Source organism: Caballeronia sp. 11_S32 (assembly GCF_056930355.1).
In genome coordinates, this window is record NZ_JBXOWH010000004.1 from 115,273 (window position 1) to 138,852 (window position 23,580).

Consider the following 23,580-nt stretch of genomic DNA (forward strand, 5'->3'; position numbering starts at 1 on the left):
AGCCTTCAAACTGGCCGCAGTCAAATCCGACATGGACTGCACGATGGCCACTCCTCTCGTACTGAAATCGAAATATGCGTCCGCGCTCGGCGGCGGGCATCGCTGGAAGGTGCTCGGCGTCGGCGTGGCGGCCAACGCGAGCTTCTCGGCTGCGGCGGCCGGCATTCCGACCACGGCCGTGTGGATGCGCAGCGGCTATCACCTGAGCAACGGCGAACTGGGATTCGTGCTCGGCGCGCTCGGACTGGGTGTCGCGCTCTCGGAATTGCCCTGGGGCGTGTTGACGGATCGCTGGGGCGACCGTCCGGTTCTGCTGACGGGCCTGCTGTCCACCGCCGCCGTGCTCGTCGCGATGAGTCTCTTCGCGCTGCCGTCGTCGGCCACGCTCGGCTGGCTCGTCTTCGCGATGTGCGCGCTCGGCCTGCTGGGCGGCAGCGTGAACGGATCGAGCGGACGCGCGGTGATGGCGTGGTTCGCCGAAGGCGAGCGCGGCCTCGCGATGAGCATCCGGCAGACGGCGGTGCCGCTCGGCGGCGGCATCGGCGCGGCGTTGTTGCCGTGGCTCGCGTCGTCGCACGGCTTTGCGGCCGTGTTCGGCGCGCTGGGGGCGATGTGCGCGGTCTCCGGCGCCCTGGCCTGGCGCTGGCTGCACGAGCCGCCTGATGCTATGCATCGCGCGGCCGCGAGCAAGAGCGCCGCACCGCTGACGAACGCGCTGGTCTGGCGCGTCGTGCTCGGCATCGGCATCCTGTGCGTGCCGCAGTTCGCGGTGCTGACGTTCGCGACCGTGTTTCTGCACGATGCCGGTCATTTCGGCGTGAGCGCGATCAGCGCGACGATGGGCGCGATCCAGCTCGGCGCGATGGCCATGCGCGTCTGGAGCGGCCGTCATACGGACCGGCGCGGCAACCGGCGTGCGTACATGCGCGTGTCGGTGATCGTGGCGTCGGCGTCGTTCGTGGTGCTGGCGGCGGCGACGGCGAGTGGCGCTGCGCACGCACCGGTGCTGCTCGCGTCGATACTCGTATTTGCCGGCATCTGCGTCTCGGCGTGGCACGGCGTCGCGTACACGGAACTGGCGACGCTCGCCGGCACCGAACGCGCCGGCACCGCGCTCGGCATGGCGAACACGGCAGTCTACGCCGGCTTCTTCCTCACGCCGCTCGTCATTCCGCAAGTGCTCGCGGCGGGATCGTGGGCGGTCGTGTGGCTCGCGGCGGGCGTGTGCGCGTCGTTTGCACTGCTGTTGTTTCCCCGGCCCGCGCGACCTTAAACTGTCCGTCTGAGAAATCGACCACGCGGAGCGCATCTTGATTCTCATCGGCCAATACGATTCCCCGTTCGTGCGGCGCGTCGCCATCACGCTGAATCTCTACGGCATGGCGTACGAGCATCGCCCGTGGTCGACGTTCGGCGATGCCGACAAGATCGCGCCGTACAACCCGCTGTGCCGCGTGCCGACGCTCGTGCTCGATTCGGGCGATACGCTCATCGAGAGCACGATGATCCTCGATTACCTCGATGAACAGGCGGGCGAGGCGCGCGCGCTGGTCGCATCGCGCGGCGAGCAACGGCGTGAGGCGCTGAAGGTCTGCGCGCTCGCGATGGGCCTCGCCGACAAGGCCGTCGCGCTCGTCTACGAACGCGTGCTGCACAAGGAGAAATCGCAGGCGTGGCTCGATCGCTGCACGGGGCAGGTCGAGCGCGTGCTGAATGCGCTGGAGGCGGACCGCGCCGCGCGCGCGATGCCTTACTGGTTCGGCGATGCGATCGGCCACGCGGATATCGCCGTGGCCTGCGCGCTGCGCTTCGCGCGCGAGGCGCATCCGGAGATTTTCAGTTCGACGCGCTGGCCCACGCTCATCGGCCACAGCGACCGCTGCGAGATGCTGGCGGTCTTCACGGCGATCGTGCAGCCGTTCAATCCGCCGCGCTGAATGTCCGGGCTCAGGCTCAGGCGCGCGCGAGCGATGTCAGATCCCAGCGCGGCTTCACGGTGAACGCGTAGTCGCGCACGGCCTGTTCGGGCCAGCGCGCAAGCCGCAGCGCGCCCGCGAGCGCGATCATCGCGCCATTGTCGGTGCACAGCGAGAGGTCGGGATAATGCACGTCGAAGCGGCGCTTCTTCGCCGCCGCAGACAGCGCCTCGCGCAACTGCCGGTTCGCGCCCACTCCGCCCGCCACGACGAGCCGCTTCAGTCCCGTCTTCTTCAGCGCGGCCAGCGATTTGGCGACGAGCACGTCCACCGCCGCATCGACGAAACCGCGCGCGAGATCGGCCTTTGCCTGCTCGCAGACGTTGTTGCCGAGCTTGCGGCTTTGCGTGAGGACGGCGGTTTTCAGGCCGCTGAAGCTGAAGTCGAGATCGCCTGAATGGAGCATCGGACGCGGCAGCGTGACCGCGCCCGGCGTGCCGAATTCTGCGAGCCGCGACACTTCCGGCCCGCCCGGATAGCCGAGGCCGAGCAGCTTCGCGGTTTTGTCGAAGGCTTCGCCGGCGGCATCGTCGAGCGTTTCGCCGAGCGTCTCGTAGACGCCGACATCGGTCACGCGCATCAGCTGCGTATGCCCGCCCGACACCAGCAGCGCGACGAACGGAAACGGCGGCGGTTCGGCAACGAGCAGCGGCGACAGCAGATGCCCTTCGAGATGATGGATGCCGACGGTCGGCTTGTCCCACGCCATCGCGAGCGAATTGGCGATGCTCGCGCCCACGAGCAGCGCGCCCGCGAGCCCCGGCCCCTGCGTGAACGCGATGGCGTCGATATCGCCGCGTTTCGCGCCGGACTTCTCCAGCACTTCCTCGAGCAGCGGCAGCGCGCGCCGGATGTGATCGCGCGAAGCCAGTTCCGGCACGACGCCGCCGTAATCGCGATGCATCGCGATTTGCGAGTGGAGGGCGTGCGAAAGCAGGCCGCGCTCGGTGTCGTAGAGGGCGAGGCCGGTTTCGTCGCAGGAGCTTTCGATGCCTAGAACGAGCATGGATTCAAAGCGTCAGAGGTAACAGAAAAGTATAGCAGCGGCGAGTAAATCGCGTCCCGCAGGTAAAATGCGCGCCATGGAATCCTTCGATATCGCCGTCATCGGCGCGGGCGCGGCCGGCATGATGTGCGCGGCCGTGGCCGCTCAATCCGGGCGCCGCGTCGTGCTCATCGACCACGCCGAGCGTCTCGCCGAAAAAATCCGCATCTCCGGCGGTGGGCGCTGCAACTTCACCAACATCAACGCGCAGCCGGCCAATTTTTTGTCGGCGAATCCGCATTTTTGCCGTTCCGCGCTCGCGCGTTACACGCCGCGCGATTTTCTCGCGCTGCTGAAGCAATACCGCGTGAAGTGGCACGAGAAGCACAAGGGGCAGCTTTTTTGCGACGACTCCAGCGACACGATCATCGACCTGCTGAAAAGCGAGTGCGATGCGGGCGGCGTCGTGTGGCGGCGTCCGGTCAGCGTGCATGAGATCCGTCACGACGGCGCGCGCTTTTCGCTCGACACGACCGCGGGCGCGATCGGCGCGGCGGCGCTCATCATCGCGACAGGCGGCCTGTCGATTCCGAAGATCGGCGCGACGGACTTCGGCTATCGCGTCGCGAAGCAGTTCGGCCACAAGCTCGTCGATACGCGTCCGGCGCTGGTTCCGCTCACGTTCACGTCCGCCGACTGGGCGCCGTTCGCCGCGCTTTCGGGGCTTTCGCTGCCGGTGCGCATCGGCACGGGCAAGGGCAAAACGCGCGGCGAGTTCGACGAGGACCTGCTGCTCACGCATCGCGGCGTGTCGGGGCCGGGCGTGCTGCAGATATCGAGCTACTGGAACACGTCGGAGCCGATCCACGTCGATCTGCTCCCGGACGCCGACGCCACCGAGATCCTGATCGAAGCGAAAGCGGGCTCGAAGAAGCAGATCGGCAACTTCCTCGCCGAGCACGTGCCCGCGCGTCTCGCGCACGCGTGGCTCGAAGCGCAGCGCGTGTCCGTCGATGCGCGTCTCGCCGATCTGCCCGATCGCACTTTGCGCGCCATCGGCGCATCGCTGTCGAACTGGACGCTGATGCCGAGCGGCACCGAGGGCTATCGCAAGGCGGAAGTGACGCGCGGCGGCATCGACACGCGCGAGCTTTCGTCGGCGACGATGATGAGCGAGCGCGTCGCCGGGCTTTATTTCATCGGCGAGGCCGTGGATGTCACCGGCTGGCTCGGCGGCTACAACTTCCAGTGGGCGTGGGCGTCGGGCGTCGCGGCGGGCAAGGCTGCCGCCGAGTTCGCGCGGGGCGCGGCGGCGGCCGGCTGAGCGCGCATTCGCGGGGGTTTTGGCGAGTCTCGAAATGCGTACCCGTTTGCTATACTCAGACGGTCATCGGAGGATTCTCTCCGCTCTGGCTGGCGCTCGGACGGTTATCGCGGCAAGCCTGGCTTCAGTGCTCGCCGCGGCTCGGAACGGCTCGCAAACAATCCCGCTTGAGGAGGCGTTTCCCAAGCGGGTTTTTGCTTTCGCGGCCCGGCCGGCGCCCGCCGGAATCCAAACTTTCGCAATTGCACCGGGTGAACGATGAGCCTCAAAGACCAGATCAACGACGACATGAAGACTGCCATGCGCGCGAAGGAAACCGAGCGCCTCGGCACGATTCGCCTGCTGCTCGCGGCAATCAAGCAGCGTGAAGTCGACGATCGCGTCACGCTCGACGACGCGGGCATCACCGCCGTCATCGACAAGATGATCAAGCAGCGCAAGGATTCGATCAGCCAGTTCGAGGCCGCGGGCCGCACCGATCTCGCCGACAAGGAAAAGGCGGAACTCGCGGTGCTGTCGGCCTACATGCCGGAACAGCTTTCCGCCGATGCGATCGCCGCCGAAGTGCAGGCCGCCATCGCCGCGACGGGCGCCGCCGGCCCGCAGGACATGGGCAAGGTGATGGGCGTGCTGAAGCCGAAGCTCGCCGGAAAGGCCGACATGACCGCCGTCTCGGCGCAGGTGAAGGCAGCACTCGCCAAGTAACCTCCGCTGCTGACTGATCGGTGATTCCGCACGCATTCCTGCAGGATTTGCTCAACCGCGTCGATATCGTCGACGTGGTGGGCCGTTACGTCCAGTTGAAAAAGGGCGGCGCGAACTTCATGGGTCTCTGCCCGTTTCACAACGAGAAGAGCCCGTCGTTCACGGTTAGCCCGACCAAGCAGTTCTATCACTGCTTCGGCTGCGGCGCGCACGGCACCGCCATCGGCTTTTTGATGGAGCACACCGGCCTCACGTTTCCCGAGGCCGTGAAAGAGCTTGCGCAGGGCGCGGGTTTGACGGTGCCGCAGGAGCCTTCGAACTCATTCCGTGGCGGCGGCACCAGCGGCGAGAGCGCGCCGAGCAAGGCGGTCAGCGTCGCGCTGACCGACGTGATGCAAACCGCGTGCGATTTCTATCGCAAGCAACTGCGCGGTGCGGCGAACGCGGTCGCTTACCTCAAGAAACGCGGACTGACCGGCGAGGTGGCCGCGCGCTTCGGGCTCGGGTACGCACCGGATGGCTGGCAGAACCTCGAAGCCGCGTTTCCTGATTATCGGGATGACAACCTGGTGGAATCGGGCCTCGTGATCGTCAGCGAGAAAACCGATTCGCAGGGCCAGGCGCGCCGCTACGACCGTTTCCGCGAGCGGGTGATGTTCCCGATCCGTAACGTGAAGGGGAACGTGATCGGCTTTGGCGGGCGCGTGCTCGACGGCGGCGAGCCCAAGTATCTGAATTCGCCGGAAACGCCGTTGTTCAGCAAGGGAAGCGAGTTATACGGACTGTTCGAGGCGCGTCTCGCGATTCGCGAACTGGGCTACGTGCTCGTCGTCGAAGGGTACATGGATGTCGTCGCGCTCGCGCAACTCGGCTTCGCGAACGCGGTGGCGACGCTCGGCACGGCTTGCACGCCGGTCCACGTGCAAAAGCTCTTTCGCCAGACGGACACTGTCGTCTTCAGCTTCGACGGTGATTCGGCCGGCCGACGCGCCGCGCGCCGCGCGCTGGAGGCGGCGTTGCCGCACGCGGCGGACAACCGGACGATCAAGTTTCTCTTTCTGCCGAAAGAGCACGATCCTGACAGCTACGTGCGCGAATTCGGCACGGACGGTTTCGGCGAGCAGGTCGATCGCGCGATGCCCTTGTCTCAGTTCCTTCTGAACGAGGTGCTGAACGACAAGGAGCTTGAGCAGCCGGAAGGCCGCGCGAAAGCCCTCTTCGACGCGAAGCCGCTGCTTCAGGCGCTGCCCGCGAATGCGCTGCGGGTGCAGATCCTGCATATGCTCGCGGATCGGCTCGACACGCCGTTCACCGAGATTGCCGCGTTGTGCGACATCGATTCGCGCGCGGCCGCCGTTGCGCGCGCGAACGTGCCGAAGAGCGAGCGCCGTCGCGTGACGGGGCAGGAACAGCGCGCGTTGCGCAATCTCGTGATGTATCCGGGCATTGCCGTTTCGCTCGATCAGGACAGCGAGGGCACCCTCGTCACGATGACCGAGCACGGCGAATTGTTCAGCGAGGTGATCTCGCACGCCCGCGAACTAGGGAACGCAGCGGAATTCCAGTTGCTGTCGGAGATCTTGAGAAATGCAGCAAACGCGCCCACGTACGACGATATCTTCCAGGAAATTCTCGCCTATGATGAAAACGTTCGCGATTTGCTGATGCGCGACCCGGCCGACGAGGACGCGGCGCAGCGAGTCGAAGAGCAAAGGCGCCTGCTCGCCGAAGAATTGCAGGCGACGGTCGTCAAGCTGCGGCACGACAGCTATCGGGCGCGGCTGGACCAATTGGCGCGGCAGTCGAGCCTTTCGGCGGAAGAGGTCGCGGAGTTTTCGGATCTGTCGGCGAAAGTCGCGCAGATCAAGGCCGGACGGGGCACGAGCCCGGCTGGAGGAAGGTGAACTGCTATAATAAAAAGTTCAAAATGAATTGCTTTTTGTCAACTGTTTGAACGTTTTTCCTGCCTTTAGCAGAGGGCGAACGAGACATCGAACCGTTGGCAAAGATCATTTGGCATCGAGCATTCGAAGCAGTCATGCGGTAAAGCCGGCGCGTTGGCCGGTTGGGGGAGCAGAAAGGCGCTGGTTGAAATCGGCTGTCCGTGATGTGGCGCGATGCGGTTCTAGGTGGCGCATGCCGCATAAATCACACGAAACGGACGGTTAAGCACGCCGACGAACAGACGGGCGCAAGGGAAGCGGCTGCTATTGAGGGTAGGCGAGGAGAGGCGATTCACACTCGTCCGAACCGAAATGGCGCCCCGGGCAGGGCACGCAGGACGAAGCAGCGTGCGCGTATTGGGTATTCACGGTTCCATCGGCTGTTGTCCAGCAGCCGCGAGTCGAGACTAGAGCCGGTATGGCGAACTCCATGACGAAAAAGCTGAACGATGTATCCGTCGAAGACGACGCAACGCAAAACGCAGAGTCTGGCGCCGCTCCCGCGGCGAAGGTCGAAAAGGCCAGGGCTCGCGATCGCCGCGCGAAGGAGAAAGCGCTTCTGAAGGACGCGTTTTCATCGAGCGCGCCCGGCACCGTCGAGGAACTCGAAGAGCGGCGCGGCAAGCTGCGCGCGCTCATCAAGCTCGGCAAGGAACGCGGCTTCCTCACCTATGGCGAGATCAACGATCACCTTCCTGATAACTTCACGGAAACCGAGGCGATCGAAGGCATCATCAGCACGTTCAATGATATGGGCGTGGCGGTGTACGAGCAGGCGCCCGATGCCGAAACGCTGCTGCTGAACGACAACGCGCCGAACGCCTCCTCCGACGACGAAGTCGAGGAAGAAGCCGAAGTCGCGCTCTCTACCGTCGATTCCGAATTCGGCCGCACGACCGACCCGGTGCGCATGTACATGCGCGAGATGGGCACGGTCGAGCTGTTGACGCGCGAGGGCGAGATTGAAATCGCGAAGCGCATCGAAGACGGCCTCAAGCACATGGTGATGGCGATCTCCGCCTGCCCGACGACCATCGCGGATATCCTCGCGATGGCCGAGCGCGTGCAGAACGAGGAAGTGCGCGTCGATGAGCTTGTCGACGGCCTGATCGATCCGAACGCCCAGGATACGGACGGCTTCTCGGAGCAGGAGGCCGAGGCGATCGAGTCGGAGGACGAGGAAGCCGAGGAAGAAGGCGACGAGGAAGAGGAAGAAGAGGACGACGGCAGCGCGCAAGCCAGCGCGAACGCCGCGCAACTCGAAGCTCTCAAACTCCAGTCGCTCGAGAAGTTCGCGCTCATCAGCGAGTGGTTCGAAAAGATGCGCCGCGCTTACGAGAAGGAAGGCTACAAGTCGAAGGCGTATCTGAAGGCGCAGGAAGCCATCCAGACGGAGTTGATGAACATCCGCTTCACGGCGCGCACTGTCGAGCGTCTGTGCGACACGCTGCGTGCGCAAGTGGATGAGGTGCGTCAGGTCGAGCGCCAGATTCTGCACACGGTCGTCGACAAATGCGGCATGCCGCGCGCGGAGTTCATCACGCGCTTCCCGGGCAGCGAAACGGACCTCGAATGGGCCGACAAGGTCGTTGCGGAAGGGCACGAGTACAGCGCGGTGCTGGAGCGCAATATTCCGGCGATCCGTGAGCAGCAACAGCGTCTGCTGGATCTGCAGGCGCGCGTGGTGTTGCCGCTGAAGGACCTGAAAGAAACCAACCGGCAGATGGCGGCGGGCGAGCTGAAGGCGCGTCAGGCGAAGCGCGAGATGACCGAGGCGAACCTGCGTCTCGTGATTTCGATTGCGAAGAAGTATACGAACCGCGGCCTGCAGTTCCTCGATCTGATCCAGGAAGGCAACATCGGCCTCATGAAGGCGGTGGACAAGTTCGAATATCGTCGCGGCTACAAGTTCTCGACGTATGCGACGTGGTGGATTCGTCAGGCCATCACGCGTTCGATTGCGGACCAGGCGCGCACGATCCGCATTCCGGTTCACATGATCGAAACGATCAACAAGATGAATCGCATCTCGCGGCAGATCTTGCAGGAAACCGGCCTCGAGCCGGATCCGGCGACGCTTGCCGAGAAGATGGAAATGCCGGAGGACAAGATCCGCAAGATCATGAAGATCGCGAAGGAGCCGATCTCCATGGAGACGCCGATCGGCGACGACGACGACTCGCATCTCGGCGATTTCATCGAGGATACGAACACGGTGGCGCCGTCGGATGCGGCGTTGCATGCGAGTATGCGCGATGTCGTGAAGGACGTGCTCGATTCGCTGACGCCGCGCGAGGCGAAGGTGCTGCGGATGCGCTTCGGAATCGAGATGAGCACGGATCACACGCTGGAGGAGGTTGGCAAGCAGTTCGACGTGACGCGCGAGCGGATACGCCAGATCGAGGCGAAGGCGCTGCGCAAGCTGCGTCATCCGAGCCGGTCGGACAAGCTCAAATCGTTCCTCGAAGGGAACTGACAAGACGGTCGGGCTTGTATTGAGAGGCGTTGTGAGGCAAACTCGCTTCCCTTCGAGAGCCGCCCAGCGCAATGTTCGGAAGTGACAGAAAGCGCCCGATAGCGGCGCTTTCTTTTTGCCCTCGCTTGTCAGGAAGGGCCGGAAGCTTAACTGGTATAAGCTGTCGACTCATAATCGACCGATAGTGGGTTCGAGTCCCACCCGGCCCACCACGACTATCGTTGTAAAATCAAATAGATAGCGTTATTTTGTCCCACGAGGAAGCCTCCAGGGACAATTTCGGGGACGATGTGGGTACATGACCTCTTCGGGGGCGTGGTGCCGCCAGGTTTCCTGATGGCCAATGGTGCAGCGATCTCCCGCACCACCTACGCGGCGCTGTTCGCGGTGATCGACACCACCTACGGCGCGGGCAACGGCTCCACCACGTTCAGTCTGCCGGATACCCGGGGCGTCGTGCTGCGCGGTCTCGACAACGGGCGTGGGCTGGACCCGGGGCGCACGTTGGGTTCATATCAGGGCGATAGCTTCAGCGCGCACGCACACGCCTTAAATGATCCGCTCCATACCCACGGTGTCTGGGATGGCGGACACAGTCACCCCGTCTCGGACGGCCAACACTGGCATGCCGGGAGCAACGGCAGTGCCTTTTTCAATGACGTAGGTAGTGGTGGCGACGTCAACGTCCATATCGATACCGGGCAGACCAACGCCGATGGGAGGATTGGTCTATTCACCGCACCTGCTTTCTCGAACGTCGGCGTCGGGGTGTCGGGTTCGAGTATCGGCCTTTATGCCAGCGCCACCGGCATCACGGTCGGGGCCAGTAGCGAGTCTGAAACGCGCGGCAAAAACCTGGTCGCGAATTACCTCATCAAGTACTGAACGCCATGACGAACTTGACCATTGCCTACCAGTGCGATGCTCAGGGCGTGCTCCTCGGCGCAACACAGGTGCAGGAGGATCCGCACATGCCCGGCGACTACCTCCTGCCGCCCGGCGTAACGCTGATTGCGCCGCCGGAATACGACCCGTGCTGGGGCGTCATGGTGTTCGTGAATGGCGAATGGACAGTCCATCCGTTGCATCCGGTTGCTGAACCCGATCCGACGCCCGCCGCACCGGCGCTGCCCACGGCGGACAACAAGCCCGCTGTCGACGCGAACCAGATTGCGGCGATCGTCGACGGGCAGTGGAAAGTGCTCGCCGACTTCCGTGGCACGACGTATTGGCTCGCGGACGGCAGCCAGCGCGTCATTACGGACATCGGCGAGACCTTGCCGCTTGACGCGTTGATGTCGCGGCCGCCATCGCCATGAAAGCCGCCGATATCCCGGACGGGATGCCAGCGCCGTTCGCCGTGAACGGCGAGCGCAACGTCATTGCGCAGTCCTCGCAGATCAGCGTCACGAAGGGCGCGGCCTCGTTCAACGACGGCTTTCCGCCGCTCACGATGACACCTGTGCTGCAAGGCGGCGTGCCGCCATTCGGCAAGGATATGAATGGCATCCTTTATCTGCTGTCGCAGGCCGCCCGATGGGCGCAGGCGAGTGGCGCGTTCACCTACAACCCGGCGTTCGCGACCGATCCGATCGTGGGCGGTTATCCGGCGGGCGCGGTGCTGCTGCGGGCCGATGGGCGGGGGTTCTGGTTCAACCTCGCCGACGACAACGAGACGAATCCGGACGCGACGGACGGCAGTGCCGCGAACTGGCTCTCCCTGAACCCCGACTGGAATGCGGTGAGCGGCCCGAGCGCGATCCTGAACCGGCCGGATCTCGCGACGGTCGCGACCAGTGGACGCTATGAGGACCTCATTGATCCGCCCGCCATTCCGGCCGCGCCAGTCAATGCCGACTGGAACGCGACCTCGGGCCAGTACGCGGACCTCTCGGGCACGCCGACGATTCCGGCCGCGCAGGTGAATAGCGATTGGAACGCCACGTCGGGTGTGGCGCAAATCTTCAATAAGCCGTCATCGCTGAGCGGTTCGGCCTCGGGCTTGTATATCGAGCTCGGCTACGCCGGTACACGCGGCATCGACAAGGGCGATCACTACGAGCTGGATTTCAGTGCGGCCACGAACACCTTCGGCGGCTTCCAGTTCACGCTGAACAGCGACAATTCCATTTCGGTGCCCACGGGCCTGTATCTGATCGATGCCGACGCCGAGATCCTCGCGCCGGTTGAGGACCAGTGGCAAGTCCCCGCGCAAGTGACGTTCTCCGTGTGTGTGGGCTACGGCTATCCAGGTGTCTATCAGCAAGCGGTGCGACGCTTTCCCGACCTGCCGCTTGGTACGCAGGTGAAGGGCGGCATACTCGGCTCGCTCGTGATCGCGGGGCCGCCATCGATTGGGGAACACGATCACGTGTGGGCGGGTTTTACGAACGTGCTCGGCGCCAACACGCAAACCTCGCTGATGCTCCGTGGCCACCTGTCACTGGCCAAAGTCGCATAAGGCGCTCGATCATGAACCGGCTCGTGCGGATGGGCATGGTCGGCGTGTTGCTCACGCTCGGCGCTTGCACCTTCGTGCACATCGAGGGCGACCATAACGCCCTGAGCGATGTCGGCGGGCATGGCGGGGGCATTCAACTGCCCGAGCACACGATCCCGTCAGCGCCGCCTTCGCGGCTTCTTCCTCACATCCCTCAACCATGACCAAGAGGTGACACCACGAAACTCAAAATCGAGAACATTGGACAGCACGGATGCCGCGTTTTAGCTATCGAATATCGTCGAGCGCGCGATCACTCGATTGGTGCCAGGCGGACAACCGCACATCACAATATCGCCGTCAGCCACACAGCGCGATCGGCCAAACCGCCAATTCACGGCGGTGCCGAGCATCGGCCCAGGTTTGCCGCAAAGCGGACATGAAGCGAGACCCATGTGCCGCGCGATCATCTTTCCGTCGTCGAGCATCGAGTCGTCGCCATCCTGCACACGCCCTCCTGTTGTCGTGAGATTCCCTTCCAGCGCAATCATTTTGGCATGGTGATGTCCGTTCGCTCCTTGTTGATAGATCGCACGCCGTTTGATTGCTTAATAGCAGTCATCGAGTTATGACGATGCTCGCTCAGATTCCGATTCTTCCTCGGCAACCTATAGCACACCTGAAGGCTGAAGATTGTTGAATCTTGAGAACGCAAGACCTTAAACAAGGATTTGTCTGAATTGTTGGTCTAACGCCTTCCATAATCTATCCGGCCCGGATATGTTGCAACCCCAATAAGGCGCGGAAGGCGGCTAACCAGGCGCCAAGGCGCGCAGAACGGCTTTCAACGCTTGCTCTCGTTCATCGAGTGGCGAGCTTCGATAGCACTGCAAATAAAGGAGAGCCTGTCAAATGGGCTTGATGGAAGATGGGTTGACGCTCGCCGAGGGGGAATTGCGTCCCGGCCAGCAACAGTGTTTTCTGGACGTTCCCGGTGTCGAGCAGGCGAGTGCGTTTTCGGTCGGTGACTGGGATGCCATCGAGCGCATGGGCGAGCCTGTGCAGATCGAGATCGAACTGACGCATCCGCTGCGCATTTCGCGCAAGCATTTCCTGAATCGCGATGCGACGTTCCTGATGGCGCCGCAGGGCGGCGAGCCTCGACGGTTCTCCGGGTTCATCGCGTCGTTCACCACGGTGAAGACCACAGCCGACTTCACGTTGTATCGCGTTGTAGTGAAATCTCACCTGGCTAGGCTCCAGGGCATCAGGCAGTCCAGAATTTACCAGCATCAAACCGTGCCGGAAATCCTGGAGGCGCTGCTGCGTGGTCACGGCATTCCGGCGCACCTTATCACGTTCAAGCTGCGTCGTCAGCATCCGCAGTACGCGTTCCGGTTCCAGTATCAGCAGGACGACTTCGACTATTTCCATATGCTCATGGAAAAGGAAGGGTTGTATTGCTATACGCAGGAAACCGAGCACGGGGACATGATCGTCGTCGGGGATGACATCGATCACTACATCTACGACGACAAGCTCGTACTGCCGATGCGACCCGTCTCAGGGCTGAACGCGCCCATCGAGTCGATCTCCGAACTCTCGATTCACTCGACGACGGTACCGAAATCCTTCACGGTCGCCGAGTATAACGAAAATAAGGCTTACGAACGCTTCAAAGATGAAGCGAACATCGCGCCCCAGGACGAAACGACGTACGGGACGCCTTACATCTATGGGACCGGGCATCTTGACCAACAAGGGGCTCAATGGCAGGCGCAGCTTCATCACGAGGCGGCGATCGCCTGGCAGGTCGTGTTCGATGGCAGCAGCACGAAGCACGCGTTGCAGGTCGGTCGCGTGTTCTACACCGACGAAGAACTGGATGACGCGCCCGATGGCTTGGTCGTCATCGAAGTTCGACACAGTGGCGGGCGTGGCAAGAACTACGTCAATAGCTTCAAGGCGATTCCGGCTGACCGGCGCTTTAGGCTGAAGCTTGAATCGGATAAGTGGCCCAAGATCGCGGGAACACTCAGCGCCCGAGTCACGAGTCCGGACTCGTACCAATATTCGTATTTGACCGCCGCCGGATATTACGTCGTTCGCTTCGATTTGGACTTCGCGAATTGGCCCAAGGGCGGCGAGAGCGTGCCGTTGCGGCTGGCTAAACCGTTCGCCGGCAAGTTGCAGACGGGGATGCACTTCCCCGCGCTGGACAATGACGAGGCCACCGTCGAATTTCGCGATGGGGATCCGGACAAGCCCTATATCAGCGGGTTCCATCACCACAGCCAAGCGGTCGATTTGGTCACGAACGATCGTCGCTGGCTGTCGAGAAACACCATCCGGACTCAAAGCAACAACAAACTTCGGATGGAGGACTGGAAGGGTCAGGAAGGCATCAAGCTCAGCACGGAGCATTCGGGCAAGTCGCAGTTGAATCTCGGGTATCTCGTTGATTCAAATCTCGAACGCCGAGGGGAAGGTTTTGAGCTTCGGACGTCGGCTCAAGGAGCACTCCGCGCAGGCGGCGGTCTTTTCTTCTCGTCTAACGATCGCCCTAATGCTACCAGCGCACAGCTGGATATGCGAGAAGCGCTTCAACAACTTGGCGCAGCGCAATCGCAGATGAATATGCTGGCGCAGGCCGCTCAGGCTGCCCAAGCCGACGCAGCGGATGCCAAGGCTATGAATGACGTGCTGCAGGATCAAATTAAAGATCTGCAGCAAGCGGTGATGCTGTTGTCAGCAAGCGCGTCGATTGCCCTTACGTCGCCCGAGACTATCCAACAAAGTGCCGGAAGCAACCTCACGCTAACCGCGGGCGCGAACGTCGATGTTGGGGCTATGCGCAAGTTTACGCTGGCTGCAGGAGAGCTCATCAGCCTTTTTGCGGGCAAACTCGGCATTAAGCTCTTCGCGAGCAAAGGGAAAGTGGATATACAAGCTCAGTCAGACGAGCTCGCACTTACGGCACTCAAGAACGTCACTGTAACCAGCACCAACGGCAAGCTTATTCTCACTGCCAAAGAAGAAGTATGGATCGGTGCGGGCGGCTCGTACATCAAAATTAACGGTAATCGTATCGAGAACGGTACGTCTGGCGATATTCTCGAGAAATGCGCTTCGTGGGATATTGATTCCGTTGGAAGTTCTAACCGATGACGTCGTTCTCATCTGGGATCGAGAGTTGAGCGACGGCAGAGCCGACGTTGCATGGTTGCGTCAGTTGAAGAAATTGAGGAGGGGGCGTCCGTTAGACGGGATCGTTGTGTTACTTGATAGCGATTCACAAGCGCACGTCTCGGACGGACGCTTATCCAAGGCCGCACGATTTAAGATTGCCCGAACGACAGATGTATTGAACTGGGCCCCTCCGGTCTATTTAATCAACATCGATTCGATTTTCCCGAGTGGTGACACGGGATCGGCGGTATTTGGCTGCGAGTTCTCGAATGATTCGGATATTGTCGGCGCCAGTCATCGGCTTTTCGAATTGCGAGACCAGTTGGCGAGCGCCGGCATATTGCGACTCGGACTGAACAAGCGTGATCGCTACTTGGCCGAACTATCGCGTTATTTGGACCAGCGCATTGCACCCTTGGCCGCGCACATCGCAAGTATTAGAGAGGCGCGACCAAATCGAGTGCGATTACGAGGCATCTATTTCACATCGCGGCCTTTTGTAAGTTTACGGGCTGACCCGCTTGCTTTTGTGAACGCTAATCATCGATTGTGGTGCTACATCGGGAAAGACACGGAGGGAGTATCCGGCCGCCGGGTCGGCTTTCACCCGATCACGGTGCTCTCAACGCTCGCGCTATGCGTCCTCGGCCTCTGGGGCGCAGGCATGGCCGCATCGGGTATCCACAATGCGCACCAGATGGTGCTGACGAACGAAGCGTTGAATAGGCTCGAACGCGCTCCGGATATATCCACTCGTCTGCGCGCGTTGCGTGCGTTGCAGGAGCGCATCGGATTCTATGAACACCGGGTCGAGAACCACGCACCGCTGTTCTCGCGCTTCGGACTGAATCACGACCGCGAAGTGCTGGATGCGCTGTGGATACCGTACGCCCGTGCAAGCCGCGAGTTGCTCACCGCACCCGTGCAGCAAGACATCGAAGGCCGTCTGGTCGATCTGAGCCAGATGCCGACGACCGAACTCGACGATCAAGTCACGAAGGTGGTGCAAGACGGCCAAAGCGCGCTCAAGACCTACCTCATGATGGCCGAGCCGGACCACGCCGACGCGACGTTCCTGTCGCAGCAGCTTTCGACGTACTGGAACACATCCGCCAGTCTCACGGCTGGCGAGAAGATGGACCTCTCGCAGCACCTGCTCAGCTTCTGGGCCGATCACCTCAAAGCGCATCCGGACTGGCGCATTCAGCCACGCGAGGAACTCGTCGGCACCAGCCGTCAGACCTTGCTGGCCGTGATCGGTGTAAAGAACTCCGAGGACACGATCTATCAGGGCGTGCTTGCCGCCGTCGGTCACAAATATCCCGACCAGACGCTAGCGTCCCTAACCGCCGGCACGGATACGCGCGGCGTGTTCCGCGCCTCGGCCACGGTGCCGGGCGTATTCACGCGCCAGGCGTGGGAAGGTTCGATCGAAGCCACCATCGATGATGCCGCCAAACACAACGGCATCGCGGGCGACTGGGTGCTCGGCAACGCCGGCGCGGGGCAGACCAATGCAGCCACCAAGGCACAGTCGCCCGAAGCGTTGCGTGCAGCGCTGCGCGCGCGCTACTTCGCCGACTACACCGAGCACTGGCAGAGCTTCATGAACAGCCTCCGATGCGACGCCGCGTCGACGCTGCCCGCCGCGATCGGTCAATTGAAGCTCATCGCCGATGCGCGTCAGTCGCCGACGATCGCGCTGATGAAGTCGCTCGAGTATCAAGGCGGCGCTGGCGCGCAACGCGATTCGCTCTCTGACACGATCGTCGGCAAGGCGCAGAGCATGTTCGGCAAGAAGGACGAGACGCCGCAAGCGGCGAAGCCCGATCCTGCCGGGCCGCTGGGCGCATCGTTCGGACCGGTCTTGCGGCTCGTTGCGCAATCGAACGCAAACGTTTCTGCGAGTATCCGTTCGCCAACACGACGAACGACGCGTCGTTGCCCGAACTCGCGCGTTTCCTGCGCCCGCAAGGCGGTTTGATCGATACGTTCCTGACGACGCAAATGGCCGGCGTGCTGCAATTGCAAGGCGATCAGTGGGTGCCCGTGTCGGCTGCGAGCGGTTCGGGCAGTGCCGCGCGCGCGGTCGATCCGGCGTTCCTGAAGGCGATCAACGTGCTGCAGCGCATCGGCGGACATCTGCTGGCACAAGGCGAGCCGTCCTACCGGTTCGATCTCAAACCAGTTCCGACGCCGGGCATTGTCGATACGCTGCTCACCATCGACGCGCAGAAGCTGCATTACTACAACCAGGTCGAGACATGGAGCGGCATGGCGTGGCCGACGAGCGATCCGCAAAGCGCCGGCACGCGTCTCGAATGGCAAACCGAGACAGCGGGCACCAACAAGCGCTTCGAGTTCAACGGACGCTGGGCGTTCGTGAGAATGCTGGAGCGTGCGCACATCGAACCGATCGACACGGCGACGTATCAGCTGACGTGGCAAGCCACACCGCAATTCGAAGACACGCGATTCAAGCCTAAGTCGAGCGACGACGCCGATCAGGACGCGCTCACAGCGCACGGTCCATCGGCGGTGGCATCGGCGGACGTCACGCATCCCTTGAGCTACATGATGCGAACCGATGTCGGCAAGGGACCGCTGGAACTTCTGGACCTGCGCGGCTTCACGTTGCCATCGCGCGTGTTCTTGAAGCGTGACTCGCCGGTCAAGGGCGGCAAGCTAGCCGATGGCCCGCCGCCATTGCCCAAGGCAACGATCGAAGCGGCGAAGCAGGCGGAGACGCCGTTGCCAAGCGGTCGTGGCGGGCTATGAAGCGTGTTCGCTATTAAGCTGCTTCTGCACGCCGCGTTCAATGCATCGAACGAAACGCCGAATGATCTAAGAAGCCTGACGAGTTGAGAGACAGATCCTGGCGGGCCGCCATACGGAATCGACATGGAGTGCCGGTGAGAATCTTGCAAAAACGTATTGCTACTACGGCCTTGTTGTCCGTCGTGCTGACCGTGCAAGTGGCGATGGCGACCGTGGCGCCCGTGCTGAAGACCGGACCGACGACGGCAATGACACTGCCTATCGCTGCCGAGGCGGCGCGGACCTGCCAGCAGCTGCGCACAACCGGCCCCGCCGCTATTTCGAAAGCGCTACTCACCTTGACGGCGAAACTGCCGAAAGTGCCCGTGAGCGATGCCGCCGCGTTTGCGCGCGAGAACACCGCAGTCATCCCCGATGGCGTGGTGACTTTTCGGAAGCCGCTCTACCATGTTTGGCGGGCCGGACGCTATCTCGAACGCGCGACCGGGCAGATCGGCGTCGTTCCAAATGCCGCGTCACCGATGCTGCGCTAGCTGATGCTCGCCGACAGCGCGAACACGATGTCAGACTATGTGTCGATGGCCACCGATGCGTTATTGCTGGCTGCAGCCGCTCGGGGCGACGCCGACAAACCGGTGCCGAGCAACGCGCAGCTGCAAGATTACGCTTTCGATCTGCAGCAGATCTCGCTCACGCTCAACACGCTGGTCATTTGCAGCCTGCGGCAACCGGGGTGAAGGGATGCGACCTCTGACGATCGAAGCGATGCACGCGATTGCAACTGCACGCGGAGGCCGCTTCCTGTCTGCGCAATACGTCAACAACCATACGCGGCTGGAATGGGAATGTGCCGAAGCGCACCGGTGGTTCGCGCTTCCAAGTGATGTCAAGAAGTATGGCTCATGATGCAACGCGTGCGCGGTGCAAAACCGGCGTCTGTCCCTGGACGATGTCCAGCGTGCGGTCGCCGTGCAGGGCGGGCGATGCCTGCCGAGTGAATACATCAACGCCATCACACCGCTCGAGTTCGAGTGCGCGGCAGGCCATCGCTGGCACACGACGTTCAGACATATCAAGAATGGAATATGGAGCTGGCATGGTCGTCACGAGCTAAGGCGAGACACCATCGAGATGATGCAGGCGTTGGCGGCCGAGCATGGTGGTAAGTGCTTATCCGTGAGCTATGAAAACCAGCGTCTGCCATTGCGCTGGCGTTGCGCGAAGGGACATGAATGGATGTCGCTACCAACTACTGCGAAAAAGCACCGGTGCATGCGATGCTATCGGGAGCGCCGCCGGCTGGGGATCGAGAAGATGCTTGAGATCGCGGCCGGCAGTGGTGGGCGTTGCTGGTCGGACGTGTACGTGACGACGCGCCACCAATTGGAGTGAGAGTGCCGGTTGGGGCATGTCCGGTCGACGATGCCGCAACTTGTGCTCAGAGGGTGCTGTCGTCCGCTGTGCACGAACCTTGAGCGTTCAAAGAAGGCGCTTAAACGAGTGTAATGGGACTTCGAGGGGTTGAGGGCGTCATTGCGTTGCACTCGGTTCTTTTCGCAGTGCTGCCGTTAAACACGAAAGCCCCACGTGGCGGCTGCCATTGCAGATTCAAAGCCTAGGAAGACGAGTTTTGCGAGAGTAAGAAGAGCTTTGGTTCCAAGAGCTGCTCGTTCGTCTTGTAACTCGCCATAGCTAGACAAAAAATGCCGCGCTGGAACGGATCGGCTGCCTCGAGCTGGTCTCCGATTGGCTGCGATTCATCGAAGGGACGGCTTTGCCCATACGCCGCGCGAAGCTTGATGATCTCAACGTCCGTGTGCAAGGTGAGATCGTCGTACACGAGGCGAGTCGGAGCAACCCGAAGAGCCTGCGCGAGCGCAGGAAGCAGTTGTGTGTGTGTTGGACACAGTCTGGTTGTCGCTGCCCACGTGCCTCGATCTGCGCGACGGTGCGATAAGCTTTTTCGAGGTGCACAGGGTCGTCGCTCACCGTCTCGGCGGCGAGTTCTCTCGCGGTCCACCGAAGTGCCAGGCGGGCGCGGACGACGTTGCGGCCCAAGCTCATGCCGAAGCTCGAACGTCTCCCAAAAAAAGAAGCGCCCGCACAGTGGCGGGCGCTTCCTCGGTTGCGATACGTCTGGAATGACTCGACCTATCGCGCACTTCCGTTATTTCCATTCCTCGACGCGCTTCGGCGTGTCGGGACGCGAACTCTGGGTGACGCTCTCGGGCCAGCTATGGGAAAAGCAAGGCGCGGATGACGATGCCAGAGAGGAGAAGCCCATCGGCCCGGACCGGCACCTGACGGTGCGTGCCCTCGTCCACAACGGCCGTCTGCCCCGCATGGCGCTTGCCGAGGCGACGATCACCGAGACGGTGTCGGGTTTCACCGGCATCGCGTCGGTGCGCAACCTGAGCGCGCCGACCTTGCCGTACTACCCGCCACGGCACCATCCGGAATACGACTGGCGCGTGCTCGGTCACTACGCGGCAGGCGGCGCGAACGAGTTGACCATGATCCGGATGGGCGGCGCGCCCGCGCTGCGCGAGGTGCTGGACCTTTACGACTGGGCAGTCGATGACCGCATCGAGCGGCGCATCGAGGCGATCCAGCGCGTGTGGTTAGTCGAGCATGAGGTGCTGCAGCGCGCGTACCTGCACCGGGAAGCTCGCATGCATGTGCAGCTCGATGCGAAGGCGCTCGACGGCCCGGGCGATGTCATCCTGTTCGGCGACGTGCTCAGCGGCTTCGTCGGTCATTACGCGAACTTCCATCATTCCATGCGACTGGTGCTTCATGTCGATGGCAAGGAGATCATCTATCCACGCATGGAGCACGCCGGAGCGCCGTTCTGATGACCGCACGGATCATGCGATGCGCGACCTGCGTTGGCCTTGCGTTAAACGACCGATCCGGTGCGACTGATGGCAGTGGGCCGCGATGTGTACATTGGCATCGTTACAGTAGCGCCACCGACGCTACTGGCCGCGAAGGCAGCGATAGCCGACGCTGCGCGCGCAGATGCTCGCCGACAGCGCAATCACGATGCGAAACCACAGGACTACGCCCTCAACCTGCAACAGATTTCGCTTACGCTCAGCACGCACACTCGCCCGCCCCGGGCGTTAAGCGTCGGAGGCGTTCGCAAATAGCGCGAGATAGTCAGCGGGGTTGACTGGCCTGTTATCCACGCGTACCTCGAAATGCAGGTGTGGACCGGTTGAACGACCTGTCGAGCCGACCTCGGCGATCGTCTCGCCCGGCTGCACCGTCCGTCCGAGATGCACCTCGATCTTCGAGGCGTGAGCATAGCGCGTGATAAAGCCATTGCCGTGATCGATTTCGACGGTGTTGCCATAGCCGGGCTTCGGCCCGGCGTAGATTACGCGGCCGGCGCCGGCGGCGAGGATAGGGGTGCCCGTTGGGGCAACCAGGTCCACGCCCGGATGGAAGCTCAGCCGGTGCGTGAACGGGTCGGCGCGGTTGCCAAACGGTGAACCGATGCGTCCGGGCCCGAGCGGGCGACGGCCGGGGAAGGCGTTCCACGCCGCCTCGTGCTGTGCCACACCCCGTTCCACCGCGCTAAGCGTTGTCGAGAGGCAGTCGAGTTCGGCGCGGATAGCTTGCGGCTTTGACAACCCACCGGCGGTTTGGCAAGGCCGGGGCGGCAGTTCGGGGCCGCCCTCGGCGTCGCTATAGGACGCGCGCGCTGACGCCGCCGTCCTGGTGGCGATGGCGTGCAGCGATGGTGCGCGCAGGCGCTGGTCGAACGCGCTGAGGGTATTGAGTTGTGTGGAGAGCCGCTCGACCCGCGCATCCAGCGAGGCGTTGGCGGCCTGCAGGCGCGCAAATTCGTCTGCCGTGTAAGGGGCGACGATGGAAGACCGCTCAGGCTCGTGGTACACGCGCGGCGTCTGGGTGATTTGGATACCGTAGTGCCCCAAAGCGAAACCTACGGCCAATGCGACCGCGACTGTCGAACACGCAGTCCTGAGGATGGTGTTGCGAATTGCGCCACGCCGCATGACGATGTACGCATCGCTTCTCGAACGCGAGAACACTGAAGCCATCCTTACCTCCCGACAACCCGTGACAACTTTGAGATGGTAAGAGTGCGGGCAGATGCCGGCATATCGGAGAAATCAGATAAATTTGAGATGAGCGCGCGTAGAAGCCGAAATAGAGTGTTTACCTTCACGACAAAAGTCGCTGGTTGAGGGGTGCTCTCAATTGCCTCGCTTTGATGAAACGGTTGTCATCCGCCGCGACGATGCGCCAAGGCCACTTCTTGATTAGATGATGCGGTCTCCAGCCGCGCCATCGCGAGATTGTTTAGGCTGCCGTCGATCCGCTTCGCGTAGGTACGCAGGAACATCTCGGCCGTGTGGACGGTTTGCCGCGCGCAGAGCACGGGCGTCATGCCGGCCATCAGCATGCTCGTCCCGAAGGAATGTTGCATGTTGCAGGGACCGAAGTAGCGGACCCGAGACGCATTCGAAATGCGCGCCCACTCGTTTCGTTGAAACGCTTCCCCGCTGTGCCAAGGTTTGCCGGTGCGCGGATCCTTAAACACTCGGCCGCCCGCCACTTGCGTTAAGGCGCGCTAACGCTGTAGCGCCGCGCGCGAGCGGCTGTTCAGGCGCACCAGGCAACCAGCGGTGAAGCGGAAGCGAACGTCTGCGTGCTTCGCTCGCGCAGTCGGCCAACGCGTTGAATGTGCTCGCAGGCGTGTTGCCTCTGGTTTCGGGGATACTTGGAGACGCCCAGGGACACCGCCGGGGAAAGTCGAGCGGCATGCAGGGGCACGGAGAGAAACAGCCCCGTCGACTATAAAATAGTTAGCATGCCTATCATCATGGTGGCGCGCGAAGCGCAAGCGTTGCGACGCGTGGAGAAGCAACGGAAAGACACAGATCCGCTGAAGATTCCGGTACAACGGAACCGGCTCGCGTGCGAGGGCGCGAAGCCGAAGCCCGTCAGGCACGCGCGCCAGCAGTTAGCCGACGCGCTGAAGAGCGCAAAGGCGAGTGGAGCTCGGCCTCACAAACCGCTGCTGGGCTGCTCTCGAACCGGGCACGTCCGAGCTGCCTGACTGCATTACTCCGCTCGCGGGGCGCTTTCCCAGTCTCGGACCTTCATCAACAACAAGGCAGGTAAAAACATGAAGCAATTCCTTTCTCTCGCCGCGTGTGCGCTTTCGGTTTCCCTATTGGCCGCCTGCGCCACCGGGCCCAATCGCGACCACGAGGTCGCACTGAACCAGCAAGTCGGCATCGAAGTGACGCAGACCAAAGACGGTGTGCAGGTGCGCCTGCCCGATCGCGTGTTGTTCGATGTCGACCAATCGGCTTTGCGCGGCGATTCCGCCGTGGCGATCCAGCGTGCGGTCGTGCTGCTCAAGCGAAGCGCGAAGTCCGTGATCGTGGAGGGCCATACCGACAACACCGGCACGCACGAACACAACCAGGCGCTGTCCGAGACCCGCGCACAGACGGTCGCGAGCGCGCTGGAACGGCGCGGCATCGCGGCGTCACGCCTCACCACCAAGGGCTTTTCTTACGATCGCCCGGCGGCCAGCAACGATACGCCAGAGGGGCAGGCGAAGAACCGCCGCACGGAGATCGTCGTGGTCGGCGAATCGCTCGATACGATCATGGGCAAGGCAAAGCGCTGACGCGCGTCGTCGCCCCCGGGCACGTCCGTCGAAGCGCGTGCGGACGTGCCATGCGTGGCCGCGGCATGATCGGCCTTCGGATCCCGACCC

General features: G+C 62.5%; 23 protein-coding genes and 1 tRNA gene. 19 read left to right on the forward strand and 5 right to left on the reverse strand.

The window, feature by feature from the left end; translation table 11 throughout:
• Positions 1 to 43 precede the first annotated feature (43 nt).
• Positions 44 to 1,273: an MFS transporter gene (locus tag AC1Z32_RS26570; RefSeq protein WP_483481829.1), complete on the forward strand. Its 1,230-nt coding sequence runs from the start codon at positions 44 to 46 to the stop codon at positions 1,271 to 1,273.
• 37 nt (positions 1,274 to 1,310) lie between these two features.
• The gene (locus AC1Z32_RS26575) at positions 1,311 to 1,937 is read left to right on the forward strand and encodes a glutathione S-transferase family protein (protein ID WP_483481830.1); all 627 of its coding nucleotides are present in this window, start codon (positions 1,311 to 1,313) and stop codon (positions 1,935 to 1,937) included.
• 16 nt (positions 1,938 to 1,953) lie between these two features.
• Here AC1Z32_RS26575 and tsaD read toward each other — a convergent pair whose 3' ends face one another.
• Positions 1,954 to 2,982 carry a tRNA (adenosine(37)-N6)-threonylcarbamoyltransferase complex transferase subunit TsaD gene (tsaD, locus tag AC1Z32_RS26580; RefSeq protein ID WP_483481831.1) on the reverse strand — a complete coding sequence of 343 codons (1,029 nt, stop codon included), beginning with the start codon at positions 2,980 to 2,982 and terminating at the stop codon, positions 1,954 to 1,956.
• 76 nt (positions 2,983 to 3,058) lie between these two features.
• On the opposite strand from tsaD, the gene AC1Z32_RS26585 reads away from it, so the two are divergent.
• From AC1Z32_RS26585 to AC1Z32_RS26625, 9 genes are all read left to right on the forward strand, one after another.
• Positions 3,059 to 4,285 carry a BaiN/RdsA family NAD(P)/FAD-dependent oxidoreductase gene (locus AC1Z32_RS26585; protein WP_483481832.1) on the forward strand — a complete coding sequence of 409 codons (1,227 nt, stop codon included), beginning with the start codon at positions 3,059 to 3,061 and terminating at the stop codon, positions 4,283 to 4,285.
• Positions 4,286 to 4,543: 258 nt separating this feature from the next.
• Complete coding sequence (locus tag AC1Z32_RS26590) at positions 4,544 to 4,990, forward strand: GatB/YqeY domain-containing protein (RefSeq protein ID WP_062603606.1); 447 nt, start codon at positions 4,544 to 4,546, stop codon at positions 4,988 to 4,990.
• A 20-nt stretch (positions 4,991 to 5,010) separates the two neighbouring features.
• Entirely contained in the window at positions 5,011 to 6,894 is a 1,884-nt protein-coding gene (gene dnaG / locus AC1Z32_RS26595; protein ID WP_483481833.1) for a DNA primase, read from the forward strand.
• A 457-nt stretch (positions 6,895 to 7,351) separates the two neighbouring features.
• Positions 7,352 to 9,409: an RNA polymerase sigma factor RpoD gene (gene rpoD / locus AC1Z32_RS26600; protein WP_483481834.1), complete on the forward strand. Its 2,058-nt coding sequence runs from the start codon at positions 7,352 to 7,354 to the stop codon at positions 9,407 to 9,409.
• 135 nt (positions 9,410 to 9,544) lie between these two features.
• Positions 9,545 to 9,621, forward strand: a tRNA-Ile gene (locus AC1Z32_RS26605).
• A gap of 76 nt (positions 9,622 to 9,697) precedes the next feature.
• Complete coding sequence (locus AC1Z32_RS26610; RefSeq protein ID WP_483481835.1) at positions 9,698 to 10,294, forward strand: phage tail protein; 597 nt, start codon at positions 9,698 to 9,700, stop codon at positions 10,292 to 10,294.
• Positions 10,295 to 10,299: 5 nt separating this feature from the next.
• Positions 10,300 to 10,728: a hypothetical protein gene (locus AC1Z32_RS26615; RefSeq protein WP_483481836.1), complete on the forward strand. Its 429-nt coding sequence runs from the start codon at positions 10,300 to 10,302 to the stop codon at positions 10,726 to 10,728.
• Positions 10,725 to 11,870, forward strand: a complete 1,146-nt coding sequence (locus AC1Z32_RS26620; RefSeq protein WP_483481837.1) for a hypothetical protein — start codon at positions 10,725 to 10,727, stop codon at positions 11,868 to 11,870. The genes AC1Z32_RS26615 and AC1Z32_RS26620 overlap by 4 nt, the downstream gene beginning before the upstream one ends.
• Positions 11,871 to 11,881: 11 nt before the next feature.
• The gene (locus tag AC1Z32_RS26625; RefSeq protein WP_483481838.1) at positions 11,882 to 12,073 is read left to right on the forward strand and encodes a hypothetical protein; all 192 of its coding nucleotides are present in this window, start codon (positions 11,882 to 11,884) and stop codon (positions 12,071 to 12,073) included.
• 60 nt (positions 12,074 to 12,133) lie between these two features.
• On the opposite strand, the gene AC1Z32_RS26630 is transcribed toward AC1Z32_RS26625, so the two are convergent.
• Complete coding sequence (locus AC1Z32_RS26630; RefSeq protein WP_483481839.1) at positions 12,134 to 12,400, reverse strand: PAAR domain-containing protein; 267 nt, start codon at positions 12,398 to 12,400, stop codon at positions 12,134 to 12,136.
• 361 nt (positions 12,401 to 12,761) lie between these two features.
• Here AC1Z32_RS26630 and AC1Z32_RS26635 point away from each other — a divergent pair, with 361 nt between their 5' ends.
• The 6 genes from AC1Z32_RS26635 to AC1Z32_RS26660 all read left to right on the forward strand — a co-directional run bounded on the left by AC1Z32_RS26635 (position 12,762) and on the right by AC1Z32_RS26660 (position 19,208).
• A complete protein-coding gene (locus AC1Z32_RS26635; RefSeq protein ID WP_483481840.1) occupies positions 12,762 to 15,017 on the forward strand; it encodes a type VI secretion system Vgr family protein in 2,256 nt (751 codons plus the stop codon).
• Positions 14,998 to 17,022, forward strand: coding sequence for an ImcF-related family protein (locus AC1Z32_RS26640; RefSeq protein ID WP_483481841.1), 2,025 nt, complete (start codon positions 14,998 to 15,000; stop codon positions 17,020 to 17,022). The genes AC1Z32_RS26635 and AC1Z32_RS26640 overlap by 20 nt, the downstream gene beginning before the upstream one ends.
• The gene (locus tag AC1Z32_RS26645) at positions 16,980 to 17,816 is read left to right on the forward strand and encodes a type VI secretion IcmF C-terminal domain-containing protein (protein ID WP_483481842.1); all 837 of its coding nucleotides are present in this window, start codon (positions 16,980 to 16,982) and stop codon (positions 17,814 to 17,816) included. The genes AC1Z32_RS26640 and AC1Z32_RS26645 overlap by 43 nt, the downstream gene beginning before the upstream one ends.
• 128 nt (positions 17,817 to 17,944) lie before the next feature.
• A complete protein-coding gene (locus tag AC1Z32_RS26650; RefSeq protein WP_483481843.1) occupies positions 17,945 to 18,349 on the forward strand; it encodes a hypothetical protein in 405 nt (134 codons plus the stop codon).
• Positions 18,350 to 18,352: 3 nt separating this feature from the next.
• Entirely contained in the window at positions 18,353 to 18,553 is a 201-nt protein-coding gene (locus AC1Z32_RS26655) for a hypothetical protein (RefSeq protein ID WP_483481844.1), read from the forward strand.
• 184 nt (positions 18,554 to 18,737) lie between these two features.
• A complete protein-coding gene (locus AC1Z32_RS26660; protein WP_483481845.1) occupies positions 18,738 to 19,208 on the forward strand; it encodes a hypothetical protein in 471 nt (156 codons plus the stop codon).
• Between the two features lie 223 nt (positions 19,209 to 19,431).
• Here AC1Z32_RS26660 and AC1Z32_RS26665 read toward each other — a convergent pair whose 3' ends face one another.
• Complete coding sequence (locus tag AC1Z32_RS26665; protein WP_483481846.1) at positions 19,432 to 19,656, reverse strand: hypothetical protein; 225 nt, start codon at positions 19,654 to 19,656, stop codon at positions 19,432 to 19,434.
• 301 nt (positions 19,657 to 19,957) lie between these two features.
• Here AC1Z32_RS26665 and AC1Z32_RS26670 point away from each other — a divergent pair, with 301 nt between their 5' ends.
• On the forward strand, positions 19,958 to 20,671 hold the full coding sequence (locus tag AC1Z32_RS26670; protein ID WP_483481847.1) for a type VI secretion system baseplate subunit TssF: 714 nt from the start codon (positions 19,958 to 19,960) through the stop codon (positions 20,669 to 20,671).
• Between the two features lie 270 nt (positions 20,672 to 20,941).
• Here AC1Z32_RS26670 and AC1Z32_RS26675 read toward each other — a convergent pair whose 3' ends face one another.
• Together AC1Z32_RS26675 and AC1Z32_RS26680 are read right to left on the reverse strand one after the other, a co-directional pair.
• Positions 20,942 to 21,886, reverse strand: a complete 945-nt coding sequence (locus tag AC1Z32_RS26675) for a M23 family metallopeptidase (protein WP_483481848.1) — start codon at positions 21,884 to 21,886, stop codon at positions 20,942 to 20,944.
• Between the two features lie 185 nt (positions 21,887 to 22,071).
• Positions 22,072 to 22,245: a hypothetical protein gene (locus AC1Z32_RS26680; RefSeq protein WP_483481849.1), complete on the reverse strand. Its 174-nt coding sequence runs from the start codon at positions 22,243 to 22,245 to the stop codon at positions 22,072 to 22,074.
• A 732-nt stretch (positions 22,246 to 22,977) separates the two neighbouring features.
• Between AC1Z32_RS26680 and AC1Z32_RS26685 the strand changes: the two genes are divergently transcribed.
• The gene (locus AC1Z32_RS26685; protein ID WP_483481850.1) at positions 22,978 to 23,490 is read left to right on the forward strand and encodes an OmpA family protein; all 513 of its coding nucleotides are present in this window, start codon (positions 22,978 to 22,980) and stop codon (positions 23,488 to 23,490) included.
• Positions 23,491 to 23,580: the final 90 nt, after the last annotated feature.